A 15,326-nucleotide genomic window follows, 5' to 3' on the forward strand; every position below is an offset into this window, starting at 1 on the left:
ATGCAATGGGGTATTCATCACAATATCAGACAGTTACCTGAAGGAAATCGCAAATACCGTAACGTCAGAAAACTCAAGCCCAACCGCGCGCGGCCCAGCTTTCACCCCCTCCGGATCAGACCGTTTCCGCCGGCAACGCCTCACCCCGCCGCCAGTTGGGCGCGTCCTCCAGGCACCGTTTCATCAGCTCCGGCAACTCCTCCACCGACACCGCCCGGCTGAACAGGAACCCTTGCGCGGTCCGGCATCCGGCCTTGCTGAGCAGGGTGAATTGCTCCTGGGTTTCCACTCCCTCCACCAGCACCGCGATCCGAAGCTGACGCGCCAGCGACACAATCGCCTCGATGATCGACAGGCTGTGCAGGTCCGTGTCGAGCGACTTGACGAAACTGCGATCGATCTTCAACTCGTCCCACTCGAACTTGCGCAGGTACGAAAGGGCCGAATAGCCGGTGCCGAAGTCATCGAGCGCGATCGAAACGCCGATCTCGCGCAGCCGGCGCAGCGCCGAAACGGCCCGCTCGGTGTCGGTCATGACGACGCTTTCGGTCACTTCCAGCTTGAGCCGCGTGGCGGCGAGGCCGGTCTCGGACAGAACCGCGCGCACGGTCTCCACCATATCCTCGCGCACGAGCTGGGCGACCGACAGATTGACGGACACCGCCAGGCCATCGCCGAGCCGCACCGCGTCGCGGCAGGCCGATTCCAGCACCGTCCGCCCCACTTCGATGATCCGGCCAGACGCCTCGGCGATGGGAATGAACTCAGCCGGCGAAATCCAGCCCAGATCCGCATGATGCCAGCGCGCCAGCGCCTCGATGCCGGTGGTCCGGCCGGTCTGCATCTCGATTTGCGGCTGGTAGTAGGGCCGGATCTCCCCACGCACGAGCGCTGCGGGAAAGTCCGCCTCAATCTGCCTGCGGCGCATGATGGCCGCGCGCATGGACGGATCGTAGGTGTGCACCCGGCCCTTGCCCCGGGCCTTGGCATGCCCAAGAGCAAGATCCGCATCCCGCAGCAGCGCTTCGCGCGCATCCGGCCCGCATTCCTCGGCAAGCGCAAGACCGATGGTCGCATTCACGACCACATTGCCGCCAACGACCTCATGCGGCCTGCGCAGCACCGTAACCATTTGCTGCGCCTTGTCCATCGCCTCGGCCTGCCCGCCCTCAACGGTCAGAAGCGCGATGAACTCGTCGCCGCCTACCCGCGAGACCAGATTGCCCTCGCCCCAGTCATCGACGATCCGCTGCAAGCGGCGCGCCACCGACACCAGGAGATCATCGCCGGCCGCATGGCCGAGCATGTCGTTGACGGCCTTGAACCCATCCAGATCAATGGCAAGAACGGCGATCTGCCGTCCGTCCTGCGGCTGGCAGTCGGTCCGAGTGAGAACCTGGGTGAAGGCCAGCCGGTTCGGCAGGCCGGTCAGCGAATCGTGCTGAGCCAGGAACTCGAACTTGCGGGCGTTGTTCTGCGCCTCCTCATGGGCACGGCGGAGCGAGCGCGACTGGAAGGTGGTGAACACCAGAAGCGCCGCGCCGACGCCGATCAGCGCCTCGACCAGCGTGTTCTGCAGGTGCTGCTTTTCGCGCAGGGTCTCGCGAATCTCTTCGGCCTCGGCGAGATTGGCCATATGCGCCTGACCGCCGATCCGGTCCATGATGGCCACCGCCTCATCCAGCGTTTCCTGGATTTCCGCCACGGCCTCGGGATCGGACAGGGTCTCGTATTCATCGTCCAGTTCGTAGATTTCGTCCTTCAGCCGGATCAGCACGGCGCGCCGGTCTTTGGCTTCATTGACGAATTCGCCGAACCCGCCGGAGGTCCAGGTCTCCAGCCGGCCGAGCAGGATCTGGTAGCTGAGCGTCGCCCCTTGCGCGTCGGCGGGCGAGCGGGTGACGATAAAGCGCGCCAGCCGCTCCCTGGCCTGCAGCACGTCGATCCGGCCGGTGAAGGCGGTCACGGCGATATCGTAGCGCATGGACCGCTCGACGGTCTCGCTCGACGTCGAGACCGTGTCCGAATGCACGACGATGGCGATGCCGAGCAGGCAGATGACACCGATCGCGATATGGCGGAACCAGTCGATCATGCCCGTGCGCGACATGGGAGACCTGCGCGGACCGAAGCGCTCATTGCACGGTCATCCATCTGAGTTGCCAGATCGAGAGAGCGAGATAGGTCGCGCTCCTCAGCTCCGGATCGGAATCGAACGGGAAAATCACAAACAACGGCCCCTTGTCGCTGATCTCCATATACGCGCCATCGGCCTTGTAAGCGACGATTGGTTTATAACGCGCAAAGTCAAAGTCCCGATATTCCACATAGTAATTGTTGAGGGCCTTGGCGCTCACCAAATGGCCGCGCGCGCCGACGTGTTTCATCAGCGCCGCCAGCGGTACGCCCTCGAAGGTGACCGGTGCATCGTGCCACGGGGTCCAGGTGGTGAAGCTCTCCCGCTCCATGGCCTCCAGGTCATCCAGCGTAAACTGCCGGGGGCCCTCCCCAGCGATCTTTCCGTCGATGGTCAGAACCACGCCGTCGGCTCTTTGTCCAGCAGCAACACCGGACGCACTCGCCAGACACAGCAACACCACCACCGCCGCAAGTGCACGCAAGCAATTTCCGGCCACGGCTTTCGCCCGGTCCCCTGGCCTCATCGACAGTTCCCCCTTCCGATACCAGTGTGCAATGGGCCCTGTCTTACCGAAGAATATCGAGAAACCCTGAAGATTCTGCGCAGCCCGCCAAAAAAATCGGGCGCGCGCGGCGAAAACTTCCCTATCGGCACATCCGCAACACAATGGCCAGGTTGGCGATGGTTTCAGGCGCCGGTATCGGACCGGCTTCGCACCTTCTCAAAACACACCACCGTGGCGGCGGACAGGGCCGTGCTGTAGGCAAAGCCCTCGGCGCAGAGGATCGAGAAGATCTCCAGAACTCCCTCCTGACCGATGGTCTGCGGATGCAGTTCCACCACGATCTTGCGCAAGCTGCCAAACCGCAGATGACGCAGCAGATCGAGCTCCGCCCCCTCGATATCGGCAATCAGCACGTTGACCGCGTGCTCCTTGATGAAGCGTGAGGCATCGAAGGTCTCCACCGAGACGATGGTATCCTCGGTGCGGCGGCGACGGTCGATCCCCGACTGCCAGAACTCCCGGTGCACCACGAATTCAACCCGGCCCTCGCTCAGGGTCGCGGGATTGGCGACACAGGCGCCGTTGATGACCTCGACCCCCTCGACCCCGTTGTGCTGGTGGGTCCGGCGAATATGCGGGATCAGCCGGGCATCGGCCTCCACCGCCGCGTAGAACGCCGGGCGCACCGCGCGCATCACCCCGGCGGAGATGAAGCCGACACCGGCGCCAAGTTCCAGCACCCGATCAGTCGGCTTGACGAACCGGGTCGCCACGTTGAGTTCGCTGGTCTCGTAGCGGCCCTTCTCGATTTCCGAGACGATCCGGTCATTGGCGACAAGCTGATCGACGCTCAGGTAGAGATCGCAAGTCCCGTGCTTGACCATCTCATGCGACATGGCCCACCTCCCTTGAGTGCAAAGGATGCCCTCCCGCCCGCCGTCCGGGGGAATGCCGCATCCTGCCCCCGGGTGATAGCCAACATGCCACGCAAGATGCAATCACAACATTTTCCGAACGGCGCCCCTATCGCCTGGCGTGCAGTCGGGACGCGAAAAGAAACGCGCGTTTCGATGGGAGCGAAACTGAAAGATCGTGCCGCGCCGCTCCCCGATCGCCGCTGGCGCTTGCGTCCGGCAGGACGCCTTTGCCTGCGTCAATGGCAGGGCGACAGCGCGTCACGCCGTTCGCGGCAGAGGCTCCAGACCGGAAAACGCGGCAATTGCATCAATGAAGCGCGGCACCGCAGCCTCAAGGCTGCCGCTGTTGTCGATCTCGCGGATCGGCGCAACGGGCGGCACCGGCGCGGCACGGGCCACCCGGGCGGCGATCTCCTCAGCGCTTTCCCGTCCCCGCCCGGCCAGCCGGGCGGCCAGAACCTCCGGCCTTGCCGTCACCGACAGGATGGCCAGGTTCTCAAAGCACTCTGCCATTTCCGGCAAGGCCCGGCGCGAGCCGTTGACCACCGCAGGCCGTCCGGCGTCGAGATGCGCCCGCAAGGCGGCCGGCAAGCCATAGGCCAGCCCATGCGCCCGCCAGGCAAGACAAAAACCGCCACGCGCCAGCGTCGCCTCGAAGTCGGCGGCGCTCATCGGCAGGTGGTCTTCCGCATCCCCCGAGGCCGGGCGGGTGATCGCCCGGCGGACGAACAGCATCTCCGGCCGGCCGGCATAAGCCGCCCGGGCCGCCGCCAGCAGGCTATCCTTGCCGACGCCGCTCGGACCGACGACGACGATCAGCGGTCCCGGCGCGCGGGCGTCAAGGGTTGCCATCTGCCCTGCCCCGCTCACGCCACCCGCTCGCCCCGGCGCCAGACCCGGCGCACGATCGGAATGTGCTCTTCCACCCGTACCCGCACCAGATCGGCGTTCTTGCCGATGGCGATCTCGCCCCGGTCATCGAGACCGGCGGCGGCGGCCGGGTTGCGCGTCACCATGGCGACCGCCTGCGGCAGGCTGACCTCCTCCACCACATCGCCGAGAAAGAACGCCGCCTGGATCAGGCTGAAGGGAATGTAGTCGGAGGAGAGAATGTCGAGCACGCCGGCGCCGGCCAGATCCCGCGCCGAGATATTGCCCGAATGTGACCCGCCCCGGACCACGTTCGGCGCGCCCATCAGCACCGCCATGCCCTTTTCGTGCGAGGCGCGGGCCGCCTCCATCGTGGTCGGGAACTCCGCCACCTTCGTTCCCAGCTCCGCCGCCTCCTCCACATGCGCGGTGGTGGCATCGTCGTGGCTGGCCAGCATGATGCCTTGCGCCCGCGCGCTTTCGGCCACCGCCATCCGGTTGGGCTCGGAGTAGCGCGCCGCCTGCGCCATCCGCCGCTCGCAGAAGTCGTTGAACTCCGCGTCGGACATCTTGTTCTTGCCCTTGTAGTAGATGGCATAGGCCTCCAGGCTGACGAACTGACGCTGCCCCGGGGAATGATCCATCAGCGAGGCCAGCTTCACCCGGCGGTCTCCGGCAAAGGCCTCGAACCCCTCGATGCAATTGGGCGCGGACACCTCGCAGCGCAGGTGAATGAAGTGATCCGCCCGCAACCGGCCACGCTCGACGCCGTTTTCGATGGCATCGGCAAGGCGGCGCATGTCGGTGCTGGTCACCCCGGCCTCGTCGTCGAGCCCGACCCTCAGCGCGTCGAACACGGTGGTGATGCCGCTGGTCGCGATCTGCGCATCATGGGCACAGACAGCGGCGACCGGGTTCCAGAACACCTTCGGCCGCGGCGTGTAGTGGGTCTCCAGATGGTCGGTGTGCAGCTCCACCAGACCGGGGATCAGGTAATCGCCCTCCATGTCCCGCGCCGAGGCTGAGGCCGAGGCGCCCGTGTCGATCCCGGCGATCCGGCCATCCTTGAGATGCAGCGATCCGTCGATCACCTGATCGCCAAGGACAATGCGGGCATTGGTGAAGATCGTTTCCATAATCGGTCTTTCAGGCAGGTATCGGACGAACAGCGCCCGTCAAGGGAGCAAGGTGGAGACAGCTGAAGGGCGCACCGGGCTGAGGCTCCCGGAACAGCGCCAGATGATCGATGACGAGATCGGCCGTGAGCGCCTCAGCAAAATGCGGGGCGAGCGCAGCCAGGGTTTCTTCGGTCGCCGGCGCATCGAGCCGCCCGGTCAGGGTCATGTGGAAGCGGAAGGCATCAAACACATAAGGGTAGCCCCAGTCGTCGAGGTGGCGCAGTTGCACCGCATCGAGCCGCTCCGGCCGACGTCGGGCCCGCTCCGCCGGGGTCATGGCTGCGCGGAACCGGTCGAAACCGCGCACCACCGCGCCGGCAAGACCATTGAGCGCGGCGGCATCGCCTGCCGGCGTCAGCGCCAGAAACCCATCGAGCGCGGAAAGCCGCAAAGGCAGCGGCAACCGGGGCGTTTTGGCGGCAAAATCGTCAAGCGCGGCAATCAGGTCCGCTTCGCTGGAGCCCTCCGCCAGGCGGAACGGCGCCTTCAGCGTGCCGTGAAATCCGTAGCGCGCCGGATCAGTCACCCGCTCCGCCCGCGCTGCCGGCGTCAGGCCGCCGATCTCCGTCGGCAGCACGTTCCGGCCGAAGGCACTGCGGCCGAGCCATTCCTCGGCGCGCAGGACCAGCGGATGCTCGGCGGGCGGGGTAAAATAGATGGCGTAGCGCATGATCATCCGTATCGGTTGTTTCCTGTCCCCGTCCCCCCGCCCACCACGAGGGCAGCGGGGAACAGGCCGTTTCGCTCAAGGCGTCGGGCAGGTCGGAGGCGGGGCAAGGTCCCGCTGCCGTAGAGCCCTTTCATGACAGTCGAAATTCGGTTTCATGACCGTTTTCCGACAGCCCGTCCGGCGCGCCGGACGTCAGGCCGGCACCGCGCCTTCATGGCGGGCAAGGAAGGTTTCCGCGTCGCATGTGCGGAAATCCTCCAGCGCCGCGCCCAGCCGGTCATGGTCCCAGTCCCACCAGGCGAGCCGGGCCATCCGCCGGGCGATATCGGCGGGAAAGCGCTCGCGGATCACCTTGGCCGGCACCCCGCCGACGATGGTGTAGGGGGCGACATCGCGGCTGACGACCGCGCCGGCGCCAATTGCCGCGCCATCGCCAATGGTGACGCCCGGCAGGACGGTGGCGCCGTGACCGATCCACACATCGTTGCCGATCACCACCCGGTTTTCCCGCCGCCAGGCGAAGACCGTCGCATCCTGATCCGCACCCGGCCAGTAGTCGTTCGCTCGATAGGTGAAATGATGCAAAGTTGCACGTTCCAGCGGGTGATTTGGTGCATTAATGCGCACGCTTGCAGCGATATTGGCGAATTTGCCGATCGTCGCGCACCAGATGGTGGTGTCCCACATCGCATAGGAATAATCGCCGAACTCGGTCTCGCTGATGCGCACCCGCTCGGCAATCTCGGTGTAGCGGCCAAGACGGCTGTCCTTGACCTCGGCCGTTTCATGCACCAACGGTTCGTCGGAAAGGCGCGTCGTCGCCGGCGCGGCTGCGGTGATGCCCGTCACGATATCCCCCTGTTCCTAGGCCGCCGCAGCGGCGAACTGGCGCATGTCGATGATCCGGTCGGCGACCGCGTCGCGCACATCCGCATCGTGGAAAATGCCGATCTGTGCGACCCCGGCGGCCTTCTTCTCCGCGATCATCGCCATGACGATTTCCCGGTTCAGAGCATCGAGCGACGCGGTCGGCTCATCGAGCAACAGCACCGGATGATCGGTGATAAACCCGCGGGCGATGTTGATCCGCTGCTGCTCACCACCGGAAAAGGTTGCCGGCGGCAACGACCACAGCCGCTCCGGCACATTGAGCCGGGCCATCAGCACACGCGCCCGCTCCCGCGCTTCCTCCGAATCCGTCCCGCGCGCGATCAGCGGTTCAGCCACCAGGTCGAGCGCACTGACCCGGGGCACCGTTCTCAGGAACTGGCTGACGTAACCGATGGTGTCGCGCCGCATGGCGATCACCTGGCGCGGATCGGCGCTGACGAGATCGACCATCTCGCCATGATGGCGGACCAGAATCGCCCCGCCGCCAGCGGCATAGTTGCCGTAAAGCATTTTCATCACGGAGCTTTTGCCCGCGCCGGACGGACCGCCGAGGACGACGCACTCGCCCTTGGCAACGCTGAAGGTGACGTTCTCCACCACCGGCAGTTCGATCCCGCCCTGAAGATGCATGGTGAAGCGCTTCGCCAGCGCCTCGACGGAAACGGCGACGGGCGCCGCCTGTTGTGCCTGTGCGGTCATGGTCACACCTGAAGGATCGAGGAAACGAGAAGCTGGGTGTAGGGCGCCTGCGGGTCGTCGAGCACCCGGTCGGTCAACCCGGCCTCGATGACGGCCCCGTCCTTCATCACGATCATCCGGTGCGACAACAGCCGGGCCACCGCCAGATCGTGGGTCACGACAATCGCCGCCAGTCCCAGATCGGCGACGAGACCGCGCACGAGATCGAGAAGCCGCGCCTGCACCGACACATCGAGACCGCCGGTCGGCTCGTCCATGAAGACAAGACGCGGACCGGTGACCAGGTTCCGGGCGATCTGCAGACGCTGGCGCATGCCGCCGGAAAAGTCGCGCGGCCGGTCGTCGATCCGGTCCTCGGCGATTTCCACCCGCTCCAGCCAGTTCGCCGCCGTGCCGCGAATGTTGCCGTAGTGGCGCTGACCGACCGCCATCAGCCGTTCGCCCACATTGGCGCCGGCCGAAACGCTCATGCGCAGGCCATCGGCCGGGTTCTGATGCACAAAGCCCCAGTCGGTGCGCATCAGGAGACGCCGTTCCGCCTCGCTCATCTCGTAGAGATCGCGCTCCTGCCCATCGCGCAGACGATAGCGCACCGCGCCCGTCGTCGGCTCCAGCCGGGTGGAGATGCAGTTGAGCAAGGTGGTCTTGCCCGATCCGGATTCGCCGACGATCGCCAGAACCTCGCCCGGCCACACGTCGAAACTCACATCGCGGCAACCGATCCGGTCGCCATAGCGCTTGCCCAGCCCGCGCACGGACAGAAGCGGCTGATCATCCTCACGCGGTCCGCTCATTGCGCCGCCTCCGTCGTTGCATAGGCTTCCTCGGCGGCCAGATGGCCACGATTACCGGCGGCCCGCCGCTCTTCGCAGTGATCGGTGTCGGAACAGACGAACATGCGCCCGCCCTTGTCATCGAGGATCACTTCATCGAGATAGACGTCGCGGGCCGCACAAAGAGCGCAAGGCTCCTCGAACCGCTGCACCTCGAAGGGATGGTCCTCGAAATCGAGGCTGACGACCCGGGTGTAGGGCGGGATGGCGTAGATCCGCTTTTCCCGGCCCGCGCCGAAGAGCTGCAGCGCCGGGCACATATCCATCTTCGGATTGTCGAATTTCGGCGTCGGCGAGGGATCCATCACATAGCGGTCGTCGACCAGCACCGGATAGGCATAGGTGGTGGCGATATGGCCGTGCCGGGCGATATCCTCGTAAAGCTTCACATGCATGAGGCCGTATTCCTCCAGCGCATGCATCTTGCGGGTCTCGGTCTCGCGCGGCTCCAGAAAGCGCAGGGGCTCGGGGATCGGCACCTGATAGACCAGCACCTGGGAGACGGTCAGCGGCTCCTCGGGAATGCGGTGGCGGGTCTGGATCACGCTCGCCTCACGGGTGCGCGTCGTCACCGCCACATCGGCGACCTTCTGGAAGAAGGCGCGGATCGACACCGCATTGGTGGTGTCGTCGGCGCCCTGGTCGATCACCTTCAGCGTGTCGTCGCGGCCGATGATCGAAGCGGTCACCTGCACCCCGCCCGTACCCCAGCCATAGGGCATCGGCATCTCGCGGCTGGCGAAGGGCACCTGATAGGCGGGAATGGCGATGCCCTTGAGGATCGCCCGGCGGATCATCCGCTTGGTCTGCTCATCGAGATAGGCGAAGTTGTAGGCGGCCATGCCGCCGGCGATATCCTGTGCCTGTCCGGTCATTCCGCTGCCTCCCGGCTCGCGTTGTCAGTCTCAAGGCTGGCCGCCTCGCGCGCCTCGAACTCGCCGCGCATGCGCCGGACCAGATCCAGTTCGGCCTGGAAGTCGACGTAATGCGGCAGTTTCAGATGCTCCACGAAGCCGGTGGCCTGCACGTTATCCGAATGGGAGATGACGAATTCCTCGTCCTGCGCCGGCGCCAGCCGGTCCTCGCCGAACTCGTCCGCCCGCAGCGCCCGATCCACCAGGGCCATCGACATGGCCTTGCGCTCGGACTGGCCGAAGACAAGCCCGTATCCCCGGGTGAACTGCGGCGGCGCCTTGGCCGATCCGGCGAACTGGGTCACCATCTGGCATTCGGTGACCTTGATGGTGCCGAGCGAAACGGCAAAGCCCAGCTCCGGCACATCCAGTTCCACCTCGACCTCACCCATGCGGATCTCGCCGACGAAGGGATGGGTGCGGCCATAGCCGCGCTGGGTGGAATAGCCGAGCGACAGCAGGAAGCCCTCGTCGCCGCGCGCCAGCGCCTGCAGGCGCTGATCCCGCTGCATCGGGAACTCCAGCGGCTCGCGCGTCAGGTCGCCGCTCGGCTCTTCCGGCAGGGGCGTGTCCCCGCCCGCGCCCCGGGAGCTTTCGATGATGTCCTCATGGGCGAGAATGTCGGTGACCCGCATCAGCGGCTCGCCGTCGGTCTCACTGAGCAGCGCCGCTTCAACCTCACCGTCGCCGGCAAGCTCCGGATCGAGCAACCGATGGGTGTAGTCGAAGGTCGGGCCGAGCACCTGCCCGCCGGGCAGGTCCTTGAAGGTCGCCGACACCCGTCGCTCGGCCACCATCTCGCCGGTTTCCACTGGTCGGGAGGCGCCGAAACGCGGCAGCGTGGTGCGGTAGGCGCGAAGCAGGAAGATCGCCTCGATCATGTCGCCACGCGCCTGCTTGACCGCCAGAGCGGCCAGATGCGGCGCATAGAGCGAGGCTTCCGCCATCACCCGGTCGACGGCCAACGACAGCTGCCCGACCAACTGGTCCAGCGTGATCGACGGAAGGTCGCGATTGCCGCGCCGGCGGTCGCCCAGAAGCTTGTGCGCATTGGCGATGGCGGCCTCGCCGCCCTTGACTGCCACATACATTATTCAGCCCCCTCATCGGTTGACGTGCCGGTCGATGCGGCGGTGACGCGGGTGGTGCGCGGCAGGGCACAACCCCTCAAACCGGCCACCAGAAGAAGATCGCTGCCGCGCGGGAACAGCGCGCGGTTCTCCGCCCGCTGAGCGACAAAACCCTCCGGCAGACCAGCGGCCGCCAGCGTTTCGCGGGAGCGGATGCCCGGCCCTTCAAGATTAAGCGGCGCGCCGCCTTCCAGTGCCTCGACCGCCAGCACCAGCGTGGTGGAGCGGTCGGGATATTCCTGGGTGCCGGAATTGAAGGCCGTCAGCGGCGGGCAATCGGCACCGGCCGGGGCAAAGGCGAAGACACTCTCCGCGGGCTCCGTGACCAGGGGACAGGCGCAATGGAACGCCAGCCAGCCGCGCACCTCCGGCGTGTCATAGGCCGGCGCGAGCCACACCGGCGTATCCGGATCGCACAGGGTCAGGGCGACCGCCCCGAGCCCCTCCGGCAAGGGCGCGGGCGGGGCCAACGAGCCGGGCAGATCGCACAGGCTGCCCGGACGCGCCGTTGCATCCATCAGCGCGCGAAACGCAACCTGCGCTTCCATCACCGGATCGGAAAAGCCGCCCTCGACACAGGCAGCGGACATGGAAACTGCAGATTGGGAAGACGGGGCCTGTGAGGCGGAGGCTTGCGCAGAATGGGTCATCAGTCGTCTCCCCGCACCATCGTGAAAAACTCGACCTTGGTCGCTGCCGCCTCGCGCTTGACCTGCGACACCTCGGCGGCCCGCGTCGCCATCAGCGGATCGCGCACCAGCGTCTCGATCTCGGACCGCAAGTCTCCTTGCACCCAAGCCGCCGCCAGCCGCGCCGACAGGCTGGCCTTCGCCCGATCCTGCCCAAGCGCATAGGCATGGCCGACCGACCCGTCCGCCAGCCGGACGCTGGCGCGGGTCACCGCCGCCTCGCCAAGATTGAAGGGGGCACCGTCGCCGCCAATGCGCCCACGCACCATGACAAGTCCGGTTTCAGGCCCGCGCACCGGCACCGCCTCGGGCAGATCCCCGAGCGCCGCGACACAGGCCTCGATCTCGGCGCGCGGCGCGGCGGCAAGCACGTCCATCAACAGCTTCAAGTCACCACCCGGCACATCCGCCGGCGAGGCCGCGTCCACCCGCTCCGTCATCCTGAAAATCCCCGCATTGCGCGCACCCTCTCGCCCGGCCCGCACCGATGGCGCTTCGCTCCTTGCTTGAAGCGAACCCCTTCAGCGCTGCGTTCATCTCTTATTTGTCTAGTTCTATAGACAACCAACATTGCGGTAATGTAGTCTCTCCTTGTGACACTGTCATGACCTTTTGCGACAGGGCGGGCACTGATCGGCGATCCGCTCGCCAGTGGAGAGAAGACCCATCCATGAGCAGCCTTGAACGACGCACCGGCATCGCGCTCTGGCGCCAGATCGCCGATGACATTCGCGCGGCGATTGGCAACGGTGCCTATGAGGACACCGGCAAGCTGCCGACGGAAGCGGCCCTGGCCACCCAGTTCGGCGTCAACCGGCACACGGTCCGCGCCGCCCTTGCCGCCCTTGCCCGCGATGGCATGATCGACACAACACAAGGGCGCGGCAGCTTCGTCGTCGCCCGCAAGCGCCTGAGCTATCCCATCGGTCCGCGCACCCGGTTTTCCGCCGGGCTTGAGGGGCAGGTCGCGCGCACCCGCTCCCGTGGGCTGGAAAGCCGGATCGAACCGGCATCCGCGCCGGTTGCCGAGGCGCTCCACCTTGCGCCGGATGCCCCGGTCTTGCGGCTGGACATGCTCGGCGAGGCCGATGGCACCCCGCTCTCGCGGGCAACCCACTGGTTCGAGGCAACCCGCTTCGCGCACCTGCCCGACCACTACCGGGCGTTCGGCTCGATCACCCGGGCACTGGCGGCCTGTGGGGTGGAGGATTACGTGCGGCTGTTCACCGATATCACCGCCGCCCCGGCCAGCGCCGCCGACCGGCAGGATCTCGACCTGGAGCCCGGCGCCGTCGTGCTGCTGACCCTTTCGGTCAACGGCGAGGTTGGCGGCGGGCCGGTCCAGTACAGCCGCAGCCGCTTTGCCGCCGACAGGGTGACCCTCTCGGTCAGGATGCCCGGGGAGATCTAGAAACCAGACCCACCAGAAAACGACCGCCTCGAGGACAGCCCGTCGCAACGCGCGTTCCGGTCAGGGCTCGACAGCGGCAATCGTCTCGCGCACCGCCGCCTGCCACCCCTGAAAATAGGCGCTGCTCGCCCCGGCGGGCGGCAGGCAGACCAGCGTATGCACCGCCCCCACGCTCATTGGGCCGCCGCGCTCCCCGGCGGAGCCGATCCCGGCTGAGCCTCGCCAGCGTCCGTCGACAGAGCGGCGGCGAGCCCGGCAATGGTCGGCGTCTCGAAGATCTGCCGCAGCGCAATGCCGCTCCCAACCCGATCATTCAGCCGGGTGACGATCTGGGCGGCGAGCAGCGACTGCCCGCCAAGCTCGAAGAAGTTGTCGTGAACGCCAAGCCCTTCCAGGTCCAGAACCTCCTGCCAGACCGCGGCAACCTCCCGTTCCGCCGGAGACGGCACAGCGCAAATGCGGCAAGGGCCGATGACGCAGGCTGCTCCACAGCGAGGGCGGCAGGGTAACGGCGGTGATCCGCTCCCTCTCGAACAGATCGAGAAGCTCCTCGCCGGCCGGAAGCTGCGCGCGCGGCGCCAGCACCAGCGCTGCGCCGGACAACAGCGCCTCGAAGATTTCCCGCACCGAGACATCAGGAGGAGAATTGCAGCACCCGGTCGCCGGGACCGAGGCCGAAGATTCCAATCGTCTGGGTGATCAGATTGGCAGCGCTCTGATGCTCGATCATCACCCCCTTGGGCCGCCCGGTGGAGCCGGAGGTGTAAATCACATAGGCAAGGCTGCGCGGATGGCGGCAAAGGGCGAGATTTTCCGCGTCCCGCTCCGCCGCCCCCGGATCGTTGCCAAAATCCGCGCCAGTATCCGCGCCAAAATCGTCGCCCGGATCGACGCAAAGCACCGGCGGCCCCTCGGTGAACCGTGCGGCCAGCTCCGACTGGGTCACCACCAGCGCCGCTGCGCAATCCTCCAGCATGAAGGCGATCCGCCCGTCCGGATAGCGCGGGTCCAGCGCCAGATAGGCATAGCCGGCCTTGAGAATTCCGAACACCACCACCGGCAGCTCCAGCGCCCCATCCACGCAGATGGCAATGATCGCGCCTTCAGGAAGATTGCGCGCCCGCAAGGCCCGTGCGAACCGGTTGGCCCGGGCATTCAGCTCAGAATAGCTCAGGAGCCGGTCGCCGGGCGTCTGCATCTGCAGGGTCAGATCGAATTTCGAGGTGCTGGTATTAACCGACCGTGCCGGCGCCTCGTAGCGCGGCGCATCCCTGGCGATGGTCGTGCCCTGGAAATCGAACATCGCCTGAAAGATCGGGTTGATGTTGGCGCTGCGCACCGGCTGCACCGTCTCGACGATCTTTTCAAACGGCAGATCCTCGTCGGTGAGCGCGGTCAAGGTGGTCTCGCGCACCGCCTGCACCGCCTCGCGGAACGTCATCTCGGAGCCGAGATCCGTCTTCAGGATCATGCTGTTGACGAAAAAGCCGATCAGCGGCTCGATGTCGGTGGTGGTGCGCGCCGCCGTCGGACAGCCGACGATCACCTCCCGCTTGTGGGTGTAGCGGAACAACAGCACCTTGAAGGCGGCGAGAAAGAGCATGAAGGGGGTCACGCCCCAGCGCCTGGCATGCTCGGCGAGCCGGCCGCTGGCCTCCGGGTCGAGCGCGAAGCTCTGGGCCGCCCCGGCGAAGGTCAGATGAGCCGGGCGCGGCCGGTCGGCCGGCAGCGGCAACACCAGATCGAGCCCGGCCAGCCGCTCTTTCCAGACCGCCAGCCGCCGCTGGACCCGCTCCCCGGACAATTCCGCCCGCTGCCGCGCCGCATAGGCGACGTAGCTGATCGGCAGATCCGGCAGGGCCGGCCTCGCCCCGCTTTTCAGCGCCTGATAGGCCGCCGTGAACTCGCGCTGGAACACCCCGATCGACCAGCCGTCGGAAACGATGTGGTGAATGCAATAGACGGGATAGGCGTCCCGCCCTCCGCGCCGCAGCAGAGCCGCCCGCATCAAGGGCGCCTCGGAAAGATCGAACGTCCGGTCGCCGATGGCCTTCAGCGCCTGGAACAATTCGCCGTTGAAGGCGTCATCGGGCAGTGTCTCGGCAAAGGTCCGGGTGTCCAGCTCGATCGACGCATCGGCAACCACCTCCTGATACGGCTTGCCATTCACCGCCACGAAGCGGGTGCGGATCGTCTCGTGTCGCCCGGCGATGATCTCGATGGCCGCGCGCACCAGATCCTCCGGCGCCGCATCGGGGATCGGCAGATAGGCCGGAAGATTGTAGAGCGGCGAGTTCGGATTGTAGCGGTCGAGAAACCACAGCCGCTCCTGGGCAAAGGACAAGGGCCGCAGCCCCCGCGCCGCTGCCTGCTCTGGCTGCTCTGGCCGCCCTGACGGCTCTGGCCTCTCCGGCCCCTCCCCTTGGGTGACGGCGCCCTCGCTCATTGGCGTTCCAATCCTGATTGCCCGCAGGTGGTG

At 66.4% G+C, this 15,326-nt stretch carries 16 protein-coding genes; 1 reads left to right on the forward strand and 15 read right to left on the reverse strand.

The genetic code is table 11. The features are described 5' to 3' along the window. Nucleotides 1–115: 115 nt before the first annotated feature. From IEV83_RS06955 to phnG, 13 genes are all read right to left on the reverse strand, one after another. A complete protein-coding gene (locus IEV83_RS06955; RefSeq protein WP_181759484.1) occupies nt 116–2,110 on the reverse strand; it encodes a putative bifunctional diguanylate cyclase/phosphodiesterase in 1,995 nt (664 codons plus the stop codon). Between the two features lie 25 nt (nt 2,111–2,135). Beyond that, entirely contained in the window at nt 2,136–2,621 is a 486-nt protein-coding gene (locus IEV83_RS06960) for a putative pterin-binding protein (protein ID WP_244628079.1), read from the reverse strand. 206 nt (nt 2,622–2,827) lie between these two features. Further along, nucleotides 2,828–3,541 (reverse strand): FkbM family methyltransferase, encoded by a 714-nt coding sequence (locus IEV83_RS06965; RefSeq protein WP_181759485.1) that lies wholly within the window; start codon nt 3,539–3,541, stop codon nt 2,828–2,830. A gap of 279 nt (nt 3,542–3,820) precedes the next feature. Then, on the reverse strand, nt 3,821–4,414 hold the full coding sequence (gene phnN / locus IEV83_RS06970; protein ID WP_181759486.1) for a phosphonate metabolism protein/1,5-bisphosphokinase (PRPP-forming) PhnN: 594 nt from the start codon (nt 4,412–4,414) through the stop codon (nt 3,821–3,823). Between the two features lie 14 nt (nt 4,415–4,428). Then, a complete protein-coding gene (locus IEV83_RS06975; RefSeq protein WP_181759487.1) occupies nt 4,429–5,568 on the reverse strand; it encodes an alpha-D-ribose 1-methylphosphonate 5-triphosphate diphosphatase in 1,140 nt (379 codons plus the stop codon). A gap of 10 nt (nt 5,569–5,578) precedes the next feature. Continuing rightward, nucleotides 5,579–6,286, reverse strand: a complete 708-nt coding sequence (locus IEV83_RS06980; RefSeq protein WP_244628080.1) for a DUF1045 domain-containing protein — start codon at nt 6,284–6,286, stop codon at nt 5,579–5,581. 186 nt (nt 6,287–6,472) lie between these two features. Then, on the reverse strand, nt 6,473–7,120 hold the full coding sequence (locus tag IEV83_RS06985) for a DapH/DapD/GlmU-related protein (RefSeq protein WP_244628104.1): 648 nt from the start codon (nt 7,118–7,120) through the stop codon (nt 6,473–6,475). 24 nt (nt 7,121–7,144) lie between these two features. Further along, nucleotides 7,145–7,870, reverse strand: a complete 726-nt coding sequence (gene phnL, locus IEV83_RS06990; protein WP_181759488.1) for a phosphonate C-P lyase system protein PhnL — start codon at nt 7,868–7,870, stop codon at nt 7,145–7,147. A gap of 2 nt (nt 7,871–7,872) precedes the next feature. Then, nucleotides 7,873–8,664, reverse strand: coding sequence for a phosphonate C-P lyase system protein PhnK (phnK, locus tag IEV83_RS06995; RefSeq protein ID WP_181759489.1), 792 nt, complete (start codon nt 8,662–8,664; stop codon nt 7,873–7,875). Next, on the reverse strand, nt 8,661–9,578 hold the full coding sequence (locus tag IEV83_RS07000; RefSeq protein WP_181759490.1) for an alpha-D-ribose 1-methylphosphonate 5-phosphate C-P-lyase PhnJ: 918 nt from the start codon (nt 9,576–9,578) through the stop codon (nt 8,661–8,663). Before IEV83_RS07000 ends, phnK begins: the two co-directional genes overlap by 4 nt. Beyond that, nucleotides 9,575–10,708 carry a carbon-phosphorus lyase complex subunit gene (locus IEV83_RS07005; protein ID WP_181759491.1) on the reverse strand — a complete coding sequence of 378 codons (1,134 nt, stop codon included), beginning with the start codon at nt 10,706–10,708 and terminating at the stop codon, nt 9,575–9,577. Before IEV83_RS07005 ends, IEV83_RS07000 begins: the two co-directional genes overlap by 4 nt. Further along, nucleotides 10,708–11,397: a phosphonate C-P lyase system protein PhnH gene (phnH, locus tag IEV83_RS07010; RefSeq protein ID WP_371873414.1), complete on the reverse strand. Its 690-nt coding sequence runs from the start codon at nt 11,395–11,397 to the stop codon at nt 10,708–10,710. The genes IEV83_RS07005 and phnH overlap by 1 nt, the downstream gene beginning before the upstream one ends. After that, entirely contained in the window at nt 11,397–11,876 is a 480-nt protein-coding gene (phnG, locus tag IEV83_RS07015; RefSeq protein ID WP_244628081.1) for a phosphonate C-P lyase system protein PhnG, read from the reverse strand. The genes phnH and phnG overlap by 1 nt, the downstream gene beginning before the upstream one ends. A 230-nt stretch (nt 11,877–12,106) precedes the next feature. On the opposite strand from phnG, the gene phnF reads away from it, so the two are divergent. Next, nucleotides 12,107–12,847: a phosphonate metabolism transcriptional regulator PhnF gene (phnF, locus tag IEV83_RS07020; protein WP_181759492.1), complete on the forward strand. Its 741-nt coding sequence runs from the start codon at nt 12,107–12,109 to the stop codon at nt 12,845–12,847. Between the two features lie 173 nt (nt 12,848–13,020). On the opposite strand, the gene IEV83_RS07025 is transcribed toward phnF, so the two are convergent. Together IEV83_RS07025 and IEV83_RS07030 are read right to left on the reverse strand one after the other, a co-directional pair. After that, entirely contained in the window at nt 13,021–13,296 is a 276-nt protein-coding gene (locus tag IEV83_RS07025; RefSeq protein WP_181759493.1) for a phosphopantetheine-binding protein, read from the reverse strand. A 185-nt stretch (nt 13,297–13,481) separates the two neighbouring features. Beyond that, a complete protein-coding gene (locus tag IEV83_RS07030; RefSeq protein ID WP_181759494.1) occupies nt 13,482–15,293 on the reverse strand; it encodes a condensation domain-containing protein in 1,812 nt (603 codons plus the stop codon). Between the last annotated feature and the right edge of the window lie 33 nt (nt 15,294–15,326).

The organism is Stappia taiwanensis (assembly GCF_014635285.1).
Taxonomy (GTDB): Bacteria; Pseudomonadota; Alphaproteobacteria; order Rhizobiales; family Stappiaceae; genus Stappia; species Stappia taiwanensis.